This is a genomic window from Paracoccus stylophorae (assembly GCF_028553765.1).
Classification (GTDB): domain Bacteria; phylum Pseudomonadota; class Alphaproteobacteria; order Rhodobacterales; family Rhodobacteraceae; genus Paracoccus; species Paracoccus stylophorae.
Map to the genome: position 1 here is coordinate 1,431,965 of NZ_CP067134.1, position 13,681 is coordinate 1,445,645.

The 13,681-nt window shown below is 64.3% G+C and carries 10 protein-coding genes and 3 tRNA genes; 7 read left to right on the top strand and 6 right to left on the bottom strand.

Annotation, left to right across the window (positions count from 1 at the left end):
• Positions 1-5: 5 nt before the first annotated feature.
• The 4 genes from JHW45_RS07030 to kynU are packed head-to-tail and all read right to left on the bottom strand — an operon-like array spanning position 6 to position 4,361.
• The gene (locus JHW45_RS07030) at positions 6-548 is read right to left on the bottom strand and encodes a tripartite tricarboxylate transporter TctB family protein (protein ID WP_272860176.1); all 543 of its coding nucleotides are present in this window, start codon (positions 546-548) and stop codon (positions 6-8) included.
• A 27-nt stretch (positions 549-575) separates the two neighbouring features.
• Positions 576-1,517, bottom strand: coding sequence for a Bug family tripartite tricarboxylate transporter substrate binding protein (locus JHW45_RS07035; RefSeq protein ID WP_272860177.1), 942 nt, complete (start codon positions 1,515-1,517; stop codon positions 576-578).
• 37 nt (positions 1,518-1,554) lie between these two features.
• Positions 1,555-3,168 (bottom strand): alkaline phosphatase family protein, encoded by a 1,614-nt coding sequence (locus tag JHW45_RS07040; RefSeq protein WP_272860178.1) that lies wholly within the window; start codon positions 3,166-3,168, stop codon positions 1,555-1,557.
• Positions 3,165-4,361 (bottom strand): kynureninase, encoded by a 1,197-nt coding sequence (gene kynU, locus JHW45_RS07045; RefSeq protein ID WP_272860179.1) that lies wholly within the window; start codon positions 4,359-4,361, stop codon positions 3,165-3,167. Before kynU ends, JHW45_RS07040 begins: the two co-directional genes overlap by 4 nt.
• Positions 4,362-4,771: 410 nt before the next feature.
• Between kynU and JHW45_RS07050 the strand changes: the two genes are divergently transcribed.
• Positions 4,772-6,517 (top strand): LVIVD repeat-containing protein, encoded by a 1,746-nt coding sequence (locus tag JHW45_RS07050; protein WP_272860180.1) that lies wholly within the window; start codon positions 4,772-4,774, stop codon positions 6,515-6,517.
• A 338-nt stretch (positions 6,518-6,855) separates the two neighbouring features.
• Here the strand turns inward: JHW45_RS07050 and JHW45_RS07055 are convergent.
• Positions 6,856-6,930 (bottom strand) — tRNA-Asn (locus tag JHW45_RS07055).
• 59 nt (positions 6,931-6,989) lie between these two features.
• Complete coding sequence (locus tag JHW45_RS07060; RefSeq protein ID WP_272860181.1) at positions 6,990-7,853, bottom strand: MBL fold metallo-hydrolase; 864 nt, start codon at positions 7,851-7,853, stop codon at positions 6,990-6,992.
• 34 nt (positions 7,854-7,887) lie between these two features.
• Here JHW45_RS07060 and JHW45_RS07065 point away from each other — a divergent pair, with 34 nt between their 5' ends.
• The 6 genes from JHW45_RS07065 (at position 7,888) to JHW45_RS07090 (ending at position 13,242) form a co-directional block, all read left to right on the top strand.
• Complete coding sequence (locus JHW45_RS07065) at positions 7,888-9,243, top strand: ATP-binding protein (RefSeq protein WP_272860182.1); 1,356 nt, start codon at positions 7,888-7,890, stop codon at positions 9,241-9,243.
• 164 nt (positions 9,244-9,407) lie between these two features.
• Positions 9,408-11,822, top strand: coding sequence for an endopeptidase La (lon, locus tag JHW45_RS07070; protein ID WP_272860183.1), 2,415 nt, complete (start codon positions 9,408-9,410; stop codon positions 11,820-11,822).
• A gap of 162 nt (positions 11,823-11,984) precedes the next feature.
• Positions 11,985-12,329 carry an HU family DNA-binding protein gene (locus tag JHW45_RS07075; RefSeq protein WP_272860184.1) on the top strand — a complete coding sequence of 115 codons (345 nt, stop codon included), beginning with the start codon at positions 11,985-11,987 and terminating at the stop codon, positions 12,327-12,329.
• 50 nt (positions 12,330-12,379) lie between these two features.
• Positions 12,380-12,454 (top strand) — tRNA-Val (locus JHW45_RS07080).
• 95 nt (positions 12,455-12,549) lie between these two features.
• Positions 12,550-13,152: a histidine phosphatase family protein gene (locus JHW45_RS07085; RefSeq protein WP_272860185.1), complete on the top strand. Its 603-nt coding sequence runs from the start codon at positions 12,550-12,552 to the stop codon at positions 13,150-13,152.
• A gap of 14 nt (positions 13,153-13,166) precedes the next feature.
• Positions 13,167-13,242, top strand: a tRNA-Val gene (locus JHW45_RS07090).
• The last annotated feature ends 439 nt before the right edge of the window (positions 13,243-13,681 follow it).

The following is a 13,681-nucleotide window of genomic DNA, read 5'->3' on the forward strand; positions in this document are numbered from 1 at the left end:
TCCCCTTACAGATAAACGATGAAGAAATTGCGCCAAGCGGGCGGCAAAAGCTCGTAGATCGCGCCGCCCGGCACGTTCACCCGCAGACCGACCTTGAACAGCAAGACGATCAGGATGCCCGACAGCGCCGCAAGCAACAGCATGCGCGGGCTGCGGTAACCGCTGCGCCAGAACAGCCCGACCGCGATCAGGATGCTTGACGGAAGATAGCCCAGTTGCGGCACCAGCAGCACGAAGGCCAGAAACCACGCCGCATATTCCACGAATCCCAGCCAGACCCGCAATTCTGCCAGCCGCCCCGGAATCCGCGGCGACAGGACCGAGCCAAGCAGGTTGAAGGCGGCGAAAACGACCATGCCGAACACGCCGACCGCCGGCCACAGCGTCGGCTGCGCAGACCACACCGTCCCTTCGGCCGGCGTGGTCTGAAAGGGAAAGCTGACAAGCAGGAAAAGCGAGAAGAGAAGCATCGCCGTGGCGAAGACGAAATCGCCCCGCCGCCTTTCGCGGCGGAAAAACTTCAGGAACCCGGTGGCGTTGCTGGGCATGACGTCTTCTCCTCCCCCAAGGCCGCGTTACTGCAGCAGCTTCTCGATCGTGGCCAGCGCCGCCTTGTCCGACGCGATCTGGGCATCGGCCTCTTCCTTCGTCTTCCAGCGGATCAGCGCGCCGGTCTGTTCGGCAATGTCCTGCATCCGCTGCGATTCGACGGCTTTCTTGCCCACCTCGGTGATCTTGTCGCGGATGTCCTGCGGCGTGTCCTTGTGCACGAACAGACCGTTCCACAGCGACAGGTTCAGGTCCGGCACGATCTCCGCGACCGCCGGGGCGTCGGGGGCGACGGGCAGGCGGGTATCGCCGAACGCCGCCAGCACATTCACGCTGTCGATGCAGGGCAGGATCGTCTGGACGGTCACCGTCATCACATCGACATCACCCGAGGCAAGCGTGTTGCAATCCAGCGCATCGAACGCCGCGTTCGAGGCGAATTCGATGCCCGTCGTCGCGGCCAGCGCGAATGTCGCCCGCGTCGGCAGAAGTTTCGATCCGAAATGCCCGAACACGACCGGATTTTCCTGCGAATATTCCGCCAACCCCTCGACCGAATCGAAGGGCAGGTCGCCGCGCGAGGCAATCACGAACGGATAGGTCAGATAGATGCCAAGCGGCTCGAACGGGTTGGGGTTCAGCTGCGGAATCCCGACCTGGTCGCCAAAGGCCGGGATCGCGTTGACCAGCGCGCCGATCGTATAGCCATCGGCGGGTTGCTGGGCGAAATAGACCGCGCCGGGGAACGGCCCGCCGCCGCCGCCGGGCTTGTTCAGCACCGCCGAGGCCACGCCGTAGGTCGCCTGAAACTCATCGGCGATGATCCGGGTGGTGATGTCGGCCAGATCGCCCGGCGGCCAGGGCACGACGAACGAGACGGGTTTTTCGGGATATTCCGCCTGTGCCGACAGCGGCGCAAGCAGCGCGATGGCGGCGGTGGCCACCGTTCCAAGGATATGCAGTTTCATGGTTCCTCCCAGTTTTCTGCGAATGGTCGTTACTCCGTCAGGACCTGCCTTTCGGGGATTTCATGGCGCGTTCGACATCCTGTTCGTCCCAGAAACCGATCCAGATGCCTTCATCCTTCTCGATCTCGGTCAGCTGATCGACGCGCGCATCCGTCATCGTGGTGCGGGTGCGCAACTGCTCCATCCATCGGAACAGCCGCTTTTCCAGCCGGTCGCGCAAACCGCGCGACGCCGGGTCGTTTCCGATATCGACGAATTCCTGCGGATCGGCCTGAAGATCGAACAGCATCGGCCGGTGGCCCGTGACGTGGACCAGCTTGTAGCGTCCATCGAAGACCATCACCGCCCGGCAGTCGGAAATATCGCGGCCAAGAAGGGTCCGGGCCTCGCGAAAGGCGAAATCGTATTCGGAAATCGCCGCGTCCCGCGGCCATTCCGTCGCTCCATGCACAAGCGGCAAAAGCGAACGCCCCTCAAGGATGTGGTCGGGCACCTCGCCGCCCGCCGCCTCGATGAAGGTCGGCACAAGATCTATCGCTTCGACCAGATCGGCGTTGACCCGGCCGCGGGTCGCGTCGGCGCGGGCGTCCGGATCGACGACGATCAGCGGAACGCGGACCGACTGTTCGTGAAACAGTTCCTTTTCGCCAAGCCAATGATCGCCAAGATAGTCGCCGTGGTCCGAGGTGAAGACGATCAGCGTCTCATCAAGGCGGCCCGTCGCCTCAAGATGCCGCATCAACTCGCCGATCTGGTCGTCGATCTGGGTGATCAGCCCCATATAGACCGGGATGACCGTCCGGCGCACATCGTCGCGCGACATGCATTTCGACGTGCGGTGCGCCTGATACGCCGCCAGCAGCGGATGGGGGTCCACACGCTCGGCCCGGTCGCGTATCGCGTCAGGCACATCCTCGGCCGAATACATGTCGTGATAGGGCGCCGGCGCGATATAGGGCCAGTGCGGCTTGATATAGCTGAGATGCAGACACCAAGGCGTGTCGCCGGCCTTGTCGATGAATTCCATCGCGCGGCGGGTGGTATAGTTCGTCTCGGAATCCTCCAGCCGGACGCGCGCGGGATGTCTGGCGTTCTTCATCAGCCAGCCCGACAGAAGGGTGCCGTCCGCGTCCTCGGCGGCGGCCGCCCAGTCCTGCCACGGGTTTTCACCCTCATACCCTTCGTCGGCCAGATAGCGGTTGTAATGCGACGGCATCTTGCCGCCGGTCGGATGCACACCGTCCAGCCGGTCCCAAACCTCGAACCCGCACTCGGACAGCAGCGCGCCGATGCCTTCCGTCTTCGACAGCCCCAGCCGCTGCATCCCCTCAAGATCGGCGGTCATGTGGGTCTTGCCGCACAGCGCCGTGCGCAGGCCCAGGGGGCGCAGATATTCGCCCATCGTCCGCTCACCCACCTTCAGGGGCACCATATTCCAGGTCGAGCCGTGGCTGCGGACATAGCGCCCGGTGTAAAAGCTCATCCGGCTGGGGCCGCAGATCGGCGATTGCACATAGGCCCGGTCGAAGCGCAGCCCGCGCGCGGCCAGCGCGTCGATATTGGGCGTGCGGATCGACGGATGGCCGGTGCAGCCCAGATAATCCCATCTGAGCTGATCGCACATGATGAACAGGATGTTCCGCGCAGTCATGTCACCAGCGAGCGTTTCTGGAACCGTTCCTCTTTCCAGCGTTCTTCCTTCAGGATGCGCTCCAGCGTGTCCACGGCACCCATGATGTCATCCTCGCCGATGAACAGGGGCGTGATGCCGAAGCGCATGACATCGGGGGCGCGGAAATCGCCGATGACGTTTTCGGCGATCAGGGCCTGCATGCAGGCATAGCCCTGGCCGAAGGCGAAGGACACGTGGCTGCCGCGCGCCTGCGGGTCGCGCGGGCTGACAAGACGCAGATCGGGGCAGCGGGATTCGACCTCGCGGATGAACAGTTCCGACAGTTCGACCGAACGGCGATGCAGCGCGTCCATGTCCACCTGGTCCCAGATATCAAGCGCCGCCGACAGCAGCGCAAAGGCGGCAATCGAGGGCGTGCCGATCCGCATCCGTTCGATCCGGCCCGGCATCGGACGGTAATTGACATCGAAGGCGAACGGCGCCTCGTGACCGTACCAGCCGGACAGGAACGGCTCGACCGTCTCAAGCAGCCGTGGCGCGACATGGATGAAGCCGGGCGCGCCCGGACCGCCATTGAGGTATTTATAGGTGCAGCCGACGGCGAAATCCGTGTCCAGCCCGCCGACATCGACCGGCACCGCGCCGGCCGAATGGGCCAGGTCCCAGACCACCACCGCGCCCACCGAATGGGCCTTGTCGATGATCGCCTTCATGTCGTGGCGACGGCCGGTGCGGTAATCCACCTCGGTGATCATCACCACCGCGACCTCTTCGGTGATGTTGTCCAGCACCGCTTCGGGATCGGGGGTGCGCAGCTGGTATCCCGCATCTTTCAGCCGGATCAGCCCCTCGACCATGTAAAGATCGGTCGGGAAATTGCCGTTGTCGGACAGGATGACCTTGCGGTCGGGCACCAGCGCCATGCCGGCAGCCACCGCCTGAAAGACCTTGATCGACAGCGTGTCGCCCACCACCGTCGTGCCCGGCTGGGCGCCGATCAGACGCCCGATCCGATCGCCAAGCGTGTTGGTCTGCATGAACCAGTTCTTGGTGTTCCAGCCCTTGATCAGCTCGGTCCGCCATTCGTCGTTCAGAAAGCGCGTCATCGCCTCGACCGACGCGGACGGCATGGGACCAAGGGAATTGCCGTTCAGATAGATCATGCCCTCGGGCAGGTCGAACTGGCGTCGTGTTTGTGAGAAATCGGACAAGTTACGCTCCTCGCTTCGCAATGTCGTTTCGGACCTCGGCCCGTCATCCGGTTCGCCGCGGCGCATGCCGGATCGTCGCCATTGATCCGCCACGCCCGGGCGGCGGTCAATCGACGATCGCAGTCCTGCGGATGTCGCGTGTCGCAGCCGGTTCGGTCCTTTACCTTCTTTTCTACGCAAGGCAGACGCGCCGCGCGACAGATCATCCGCGAACTGGACATTCGAAAAACCGATAGCGGGCGTGTTGGCGTTTGCTTTGTAGCGAATTTGAGAGCGCGCCATCGCCGACATTTTCCCCCGATTTCAGGGATTGTTCGTCGCCAGCCGCCGATCATATCCTGCCGCTCAGGCCAAGGTGGGGCATCCTGGAAATGCTCGGCAATCAGGGAAAGCTTTAGGGAGAAGTAACCATGTCTTTCAGTTTTGTGCGCCGGTCGCTGATCCTGACAAGCTGTCTTTGCGCGACCGCCGCGCTGGCCGAGGGGCAGGGCGGCGCGGCTGATCCCGCCGATATCCGCGACCCGATCCTTCAGCGCTGGTTCGACCTCACGCCGCACAATCCTCCGGCCTCGCCGGAACCGGGCGTCGATTACGGCATGATCGGGCAGGGCGGCGCTTTCGTTGCGCCCACCGCCTCGCCGCTGTCGGACTCCGCCCCCGGCTTTCCCGGCCAGCTTGCGGGGTGGGACCAGAATTCCTATGCCAAGAATGTCGATGTGCTGGCCTTCTATCCGACCGTCACATCGCCCTGGCACGCCTGGGCCAATGTGGTCGACATGGACGGCAAGCGGTATCTTTACGCCCATGACCGCGATTACATGCGCATCCTTGACATCACCGACCCGGCCCACGCGGTCGAGGTCTACAGCCAGGGCGGCGTCTGGGGGCCGGACGGCTCCAGCGAGGAGTTCGACAGCACGAACGTAACCGACTATTTCGGCGGAATGACGGTCGCCTGGCGCGAGGATCTGCAAAAACACGTGCTGGTCGCCTCGTACGAGGTCGGGCGTTTCGGCGTGATGGGCCGCAAGACCGAGGATCCCGACGGGGTCGATCTGGTGCGCAACTACACCTCGCTGAAGGGATTTCGGGTCTATCAGATGGACGGCCCGACCCCGGACGACTGGACCCTGATCGCCGAGCGGACGACCGACCTGACCGATCCGGATGCGCCCGTCGGCCGACAGCAGGGATCGGGCTCTCTGGATGCGCCGGCATGGACCGGGGGGCGATACATGATCCTGTCCGCCGCGCCGGACGACAGCTTCGCGCTGACGGAATATCCCGATTACCTGCACTCACCCGGTTTCCAGATCTGGGATATGAGCGATCCGTCCGACCCCATATTCGTCAGCCAGCTTTCGGTGCCGGGCCAGGACATCGACGATCCGCAGGACGTGGCGGCCTATCTGGAAAATCCGCGCGCGGGTAACCGGACGTCGTGGATGGGCTCGCGCAACCCGCTTGCCCTGCCGACCCCCATCGAGGATGGCGGCAGGATCGGTTTCGGCGGCATGGGCGGTCTTGGGTTCTGGACCTTCGATGTCAGCGATCCGACCGATCCGGTCGTGCTGGGCGATCTTCAGGTCGCGCCCAGCTTTGCCGGGACCGAGTTCGACAATGTCGATGTCAGCCAGTATGCGCGCACGCGGCACGTCTTCTCGAACGGCTATCCGATGAACTCGAACTGTTACGAGCCCTACAAGGACATCTTTTCGATCGATGTCAGCGATCCCGAAAATCCGGTCGTCGCGGCCACGTTCCCGCGCCCGACCCCGCCCGCAGAGGCGTCATTTTCGGATTATTGCCAGCGGCGCGGCAGTTTCGGTCCGAAGCGATCCGGAGGGATGGACCAGCCCGGACGCGGACGCGACGGGATCGCGGTCTATGCCTTCTACAACGCGGGCATCCAGATCTTCGACGTCGCCGACCCGGCCAACCCCACCATCGCCGGCTATTACGTTCCGGGCTTTCCGTCGCCCGACGAGGTGCCGGAATGGGTAAACGATAACGCTGTCTTTGCCGTCTTCGTCGAATACGACCGCAACATCATCTGGGCCTTTGCCATCAACGGGGTCTATGCGCTGACGTCCCCCTTGCTGGGCGAACCGGCGACCGGGCTGCCCGACACGCCATGGCCGCCCCGCAACGGATGACGCGGGGCACGGGGCGCGGACCGGGGCGCGGCTGGAAATGTCGGTAATCACAAGGGAACGCGCAGGCGCTGCGGCGCGGGGTTTTTCGGGGCACCGAAACAGATCTATTGCGGGCATCGCTGCCACGCGGCAAGCCGGCGCATCCGCCATCCCAAGCCCTGCCCGGTCTGCGGCGTCACCTTCATGCGTATCTGACGGTTCAGGTGACATGCTCACCGTCCTGCGCAACCGGGCTGTCACGGGCGAAGCTGAAGGGCTGAGACGCGCAACCCGTTCCCCCAGCGTTCCCCCAAAAAGAAAAAGGACCTGGCGAGCGTACGCCAAGTCCTTGAAATTGATGGCTCCGGCGGTAGGGATCGAACCTACGACCAATTGATTAACAGTCAACTGCTCTACCGCTGAGCTACGCCGGAACACGCGGCCCATATAGCAATGCGTCCGGGAGGCGTCCAGAGGCATTGCCAGGATTTTTTCACAAAGCCTCGAAGCGGCTCTGGGCCGTGAATTCGCCCGCCGGGCGGACCGCGCCGAGCGTCGCCAAGGCTATCAGATGGGCCAGCACGTTGCGGGCGGCGGCCGGAAGAAGGTGGGGCGGGATGTCATAGATCCGGCGCGCAAGTCCCGCGGCGTCGTCGGGCGCGGCGCGCAGCGCGGCAAGGATCTGGGCGGTGCGGGCGCGCCGATGGGCTGCCAGTTCCTCGATGCGCTGCATGGGGTGCTCGACCGGCTCTCCGTGCGCGGGCAGCAGCCGGCGGTGCGACAACGCGGCGATACGGTCCAGCGATCTGAAATAATCGGCCAGATCTCCGTCCGGCGGCGAGATGATCGTGCTGGACCAGCCCATGACGATGTCGCCGCAGAACAGCTGGTCGTCCCACAGAAAACACAGATGGCCGCCGCAATGGCCGGGCGTGTGCAGGGCGATCAGACGCCAGTCGGGCCCCTCGATCAGATCGCCGTCGCGCAGAAGGCGGTCGGGACGGAACTGCATGTCCAGCCCCTCGCCGCCGCCCACAAGCCCGCCTTCGGCCAGACGCGTCATCACGGCCGAACGTCCCGACAGCGCGTCGCCGAAGGCCAGGACCGGCGCGCCCGTCATCCGCGACAGGGTCGCGGCGCCGGCGCTGTGGTCGCGATGGGCGTGGGTGACAAGGATATGGCTGATCGTGCCCTCGGCCGCCTCGACCAGCGCGGCCAGATGCGCCGGATCGTCCGGGCCGGGGTCGATCACCGCGACCTCGTCCGTGCCGATGAGAAAGCTGTTGGTGCCCGCACCGGTCAGTGGCGACGGGTTCGGGGCCAAGATGCGACGGGGCTCTTTCGTCGGGGTGCTCATGCCGCTAGCCTAAGGGGCGGCAAGCAGGGTTTCCATGTCCAACGGCGGCGATGCGACTTTTCCCAGATGGCTGTTGCCGCGCGGCCTTTACGGCCGCGCGGCGCTGATCCTGTTCCTGCCGGTTGTGGTCGTGACGCTGGTCGTCAGCGTGATGTTCCTGCAGCGCCATTTCGAGGGCGTCACGCGGCAGATGACCGCCAGCATGGCGCGCGAGCTGAGCTTTGTCGCGCAGCAGATGGAACAGGCCGAGACGCCGGGCGCGGCGTTGTCGGCGGGGCAGGCGGTTGCCGTCCCCCTTGGTCTGACGCTGCGGTTGCCGGCGCCGGCGCAGGCGGGCGATCGGCGGCTGTTTTACGATTTTTCCGGCCGCGTGGTGATCGAGGAACTGCGCGAGTCGCTGCCGGCGGTGACCGCCATCGACCTTGCGACCGACGACAAGCGCGTGGCGGTGACGATGGCGGGCCGTCACGGCCCCTATTCGCTGGCGTTCGAGCGCAGGCGGGTCAGCGCGTCGAACCCGCATCAGCTGCTGGTGCTGATGGCCTTTACCTCGCTGCTGATGACCGGCATCGCGACGGTCTTTCTGCGCAACCAGCTGCGGCCCATCCGCCGGCTTGCCCACGCGGCCGAGGAATACGGCAAGGGCCGGATGATCCCCTATCGCCCCGGCGGCGCCATCGAGGTGCGCAGCGCCGGCACCGCGTTTCTGGACATGCGCAACCGGCTGGAGCGGCAGAACGAGCAGCGCAAGATGATGATGTCGGGCATCAGCCACGATCTGCGCACACCGCTGACGCGGCTGCGGCTGGGGCTGTCGATGATGACGCCCGACATGCCGCCCGACGCCGAGGAAATCGCCGCGATGGAGGCCGACATCGCCGAGATGAACCGGATGGTGGACGGGTTTCTGGACTATGCGCGCGACGACGCCGCCGACAGCCCGCCCCAGTCGGTGCCGGTGATGGGCTTTCTGCAAGGCATCGTCGCGGACGCACAGCGCGCGGGCCAGGCGGTGTCGATCGTCCGGCTGGAGGGTGAGCGGGATGGACACGCGACCTTCCGCCCCGACATGTTCCGCCGCGCCGTCGAAAACCTGATCGGCAATGCCGTGCGCTATGGCAGCCGCGCGGAGCTGGACGCCACGTTGGGGCCGCGCAGCCTGCGCGTGGGGATCGAGGATGACGGACCCGGCATCCCGGACGACGGGCTTGAGACCGCGATGCGGCCCTTTACCCGGCTTGATCCGGCGCGCAACCGCAACAGCGGGCAGGGGACGGGGCTGGGGCTGGCGATCGCGGCCGATGTCGTGCGCGCGCATGGCGGCCAGCTGCGCCTTGGCCGAGGCCCGCGTCTGGGCGGATTGCGCGCCGAAATCGTGATCCCGCGCTAGGCCGCCGGTACCGTCTTTGGTGCCGGTCCGGCAAGGCGATGAAATATGTGGTATTATCCGGGTCGTATTGAATGCGCACGTCCGCGCCCCTAGATTGACGCGACGCAGGGGCCGTGCGTCGCCATGACGGGGCCACGGCTTCGGGCAGGAAAGGAACGCAAAGCATGAACGAATTCGCTTCTCAGACCTATCCGGTGCTGCCTTTGCGCGACATCGTGGTGTTTCCGCACATGATCGTGCCGCTTTTCGTGGGGCGCGACAGGTCGGTGCGCGCGCTTGAGGCCGTGATGGAATCGGACGGCCCGATTCTGCTGGCCGCGCAGATGGACGCATCGGTGGACGAACCCGCCGAGGAAGGCATTTACCGCACCGGCGTGCTGGCCAATGTCCTGCAGCTTCTGAAGCTGCCCGATGGCACCGTCAAGGTGCTGGTCGAGGGCCGCGAGCGTGTCGAGATCACGGGCTTCGTGCCCAATGAGGACCATTTCGAGGCCACCGCCATCGTGCTGGAGGAAAGCGCCGGCGACGAGGCCACGATCACCGCACTGGTCCGCACCGTCGCCGAAGAGTTCGAGCGTTACGTGAAGGTGCGCAAGAACATCCCCGAAGAGGTGGTCGCCGCCGTTGCCGAGGCGAAAGAGCCGGGCAAGCTGGCCGATCTGGTCGCGGGCCATATGGGGATCGAGCTGGACCGGAAACAGGATCTTCTGGACACGCTGGACGTCTCGGCCCGGCTGGAAAAGGTCTATTCCCACATGCAGGGCGAAATGTCGGTCCTGCAGGTCGAGAAAAAGATCAAGTCGCGCGTCAAGACCCAGATGGAGAAGACGCAGCGCGAATACTATCTGAATGAGCAGATGAAGGCCATTCAGAAGGAACTGGGCGACGGCGAGGATCAGAACGAGATCGCCGAACTGGAAGAACGGATCGAACAGACCAAGTTCAGCAAGGAAGCCCGCGAAAAGGCTGAATCCGAACTGAAGAAGCTGAAGTCGATGTCGCCGATGTCGGCCGAGGCCACGGTCAGCCGCAACTATCTGGACTGGCTGCTGGCGCTGCCCTGGGGCGTGAAGTCGCGCACCAGGAAGGATCTGGGCCGCGCCGAACAGGTTCTGGACGCCGATCATTACGGTCTGGAAAAGGTCAAGGAACGGATCGTCGAATATCTGGCGGTGCAGTCGCGCAGCCAGAAGCTGAAAGGCCCGATCCTGTGCCTGGTCGGACCTCCGGGCGTGGGCAAGACCTCGCTTGGGCGGTCGGTCGCGCGCGCGACGGGTCGGGAATTCATCCGCATCAGCCTGGGCGGCGTGCGCGACGAGTCCGAGATCCGGGGCCACCGTCGGACCTATATCGGCAGCATGCCCGGCAAGATCATCCAGGCGCTGAAGAAGGCCAAGACCACGAACCCGCTGATCCTGCTGGATGAAATCGACAAGATGGGGCAGGATTTCCGCGGCGACCCGGCCAGCGCGATGCTGGAGGTGCTGGACCCCGAACAGAACTCGACCTTCGTGGACCACTATCTCGAGGTGGAATACGATCTGTCGAACGTGATGTTCGTGACCACGGCCAACAGCTATAACATGCCCGGACCGCTGCTGGACCGGATGGAGATCATTCCGCTGGCCGGCTACACCGAGGATGAAAAGCGCGAGATCGCCAAGCAGCATTTGCTGCCCAAGCAGATCAAGGCCAATGGCCTCAGGAAGGGCGAGTTCAGCATCACCGACGAGGCGCTGACCCATGTGATCCGCTATTACACCCGCGAGGCGGGGGTGCGGTCGCTGGAACGTGAAATCGCCAAGCTGGCGCGCAAGGCGGTGACCGAGATCCTCAAGGGCAAGGTTCAGTCCGTCGAGGTGACGCCCGAAAAGGCCGAGGAATATCTGGGCGTGCGCAGGCATCGCTATGGCCTGGCCGAGAAAGAGGATCAGGTCGGCGTGGTGACGGGTCTGGCCTGGACCTCGGTTGGCGGCGATCTGTTGCAGATCGAGGCGTTGCGCCTGCCCGGCAAGGGTCGGATGAAGACCACCGGCAAGCTGGGCGACGTGATGAAGGAGTCGATCGACGCGGCCTCCAGCTTCGTCCGCTCGGTCGCGCCCGAAATCGGGGTGAAACCGCCCGAATTCGACAAGCGCGACATCCACGTCCACGTCCCCGAAGGGGCGACGCCCAAGGACGGGCCGTCGGCGGGGATTGCCATGGTGACTTCGGTCGTATCGGTGATGACCGGCATCCCGGTACGCAAGGACGTCGCCATGACCGGCGAGGTCACGCTGCGCGGCAACGTGCTGGCCATCGGCGGGCTGAAGGAAAAGCTGCTGGCCGCGCTGCGCGGCGGCATCAAGACGGTGCTGATCCCGGCCGATAACGAGAAGGATCTGGCCGAGATTCCGGACACGGTGAAAACCGGGCTGAAAATCATCCCGGTCGGCAATGTCCGCGAGGTGCTGAAACACGCGCTGGTGCGGATGCCCGAACCCGTCGAATGGGACGAGGCCGCCGAGGAGGCCGCCGAAGCCGCGCGCGTGGCGGCAAGGCAGTCTGCCGGATCGGGCGGCAGCGCCGTGGCGCATTAAACCGCGCGGGCGCAGCCCGACACCGATATGAACGACTCGACCGAACCCGACTCGCTCCGGTTCGGTCTTTTATTTGGCGATTGCATGCCGATTTATGGTTGACGCAACGTCATTAGGGTTTCACCCTTAACTAATGTTAACAAATTGGTTGGGGGAAAAGCCATGAAGATCCGGTCTGCGGACAATGCCCGCGGCAACGCCAGATCCGACGGCCGCTCGGCCGACCCGCAGCCGGCGCAGGTGGTCCAGAAAAAGGAATTCGTCGACCGCGTGGTGGCCGCGACCGGTGCCCGCAAATCCGATGCGCGCCCGATCATCGAAGCCACGCTTCAGCAACTGGGCGAGGCGCTGTCCGCCGGCCATACGCTGGCCGTGCCGCCATTGGGCCGCGCGCGGGTCAATCTGGAAAAGGACATGCGCGGCGGCGACGTGATCACCCTGCGGCTGCGGCGCAAGCGCGCAGCGCTGAGCGGATCGGGCCAGACCCTTCCCGATGCCGGGAAATAGCCGATTTGGCCTTGCATCGCCGCGCGGCTGACGCTAGAAGCCCGTCCACCGGGTGATTAGCTCAGCGGTAGAGCGCTTCGTTCACATCGAAGATGTCAGCGGTTCAAATCCGTTATCACCCACCATCATTCACCGACGCGCGCGTCGCGCCTTCGCATCGGGCCGCCCCTGACTGGCGGACCCGTTGCAAACCGGGCCGGATCGCGCGCAGGATCTCGGCATGTTTCCCGATCTTTACCTGATGCGTCACGGAGAGACCGCCTGGAACGCGGAAGGACGGTTGCAGGGGCGGCTCGATTCCCCTCTGACGCAGCTTGGATACAGGCAGGCCGCCATGCAGGCGGACTTGCTGAGCGGCGTCGAAGGGCTGCGCGTCAGCAGTCCGCAGGGCCGCGCGTTGCAGACGGCGCGTATCGTCTTTGGGGATCGGCCCTTCCGCACCGATGACAGGCTGGCCGAGATAGACATCGGCACATTCTCGGGCCAGCTTCTGACCGATCTGCGCGACCGCGAACCGTCAATTTTCAGCGGCGGGCGGCTGGCATGGTATGATCGCGCGCCGCAGGGCGAACGTCTTGAGGGTCTGCTGCGGCGTGCCGGCTCGTTTCTGGCCGAGCTTCGCGGCCCGACCCTGATCGTCACCCATGGCATCACCCTGCGCATGTTGCGGCTGATCGCGCTGGATCTGCCGCTGGACCGGCTGGCCGAAATGCCGGTCGAGCAGGGCGCGATCCATCTTGTCCGGCAGGGAACCCATCGCATCCTGCGCGGTCATGCACCATGCTGTCCCGAAAGGGCTGGACAACCGGACCCGAGCGGATAGAAACGCCGACGAACGGGCGGTTAGCTCAGCTGGTAGAGCGCTTCGTTTACACCGAAGATGCCGGGGGTTCGAATCCCTCACCGCCCACCAGATATTCAATATCATCAGGTCTGAGATTGCGCGGATTTTTGAGTTTGGCCGCTGTCGACGGCAAAATTGTATGCTCGTTTATTTCGATTTTTCATCAATAACATTTAATTCGCATTCGCGCGGCGTCGGCCAAAAGTTATTCTAAGAGAACCCATCGACCAATTGATCAGAGCAGGTTTTTCGAATTCGTGAAGTCATGGATCCATGGGTCAAGGCTTGGTTCGGCACCCGACCGCAGATCCCGCCACCGCCCCGGCCATGCCCGATTCGCAAGCAGCAAAGATGACGCTGCGGCAGGTCTTGTTCCGCGCGGGAATTCACATTCGTTTATTCACGCGCAAATAGACCATAACCATCCAGACTAATCGAGCTTATAGGTCGATTTTGGCAGATGGCTGCCGGCACGCGGCGGCGAACGGTGAAAAATCGCCTATCTGGG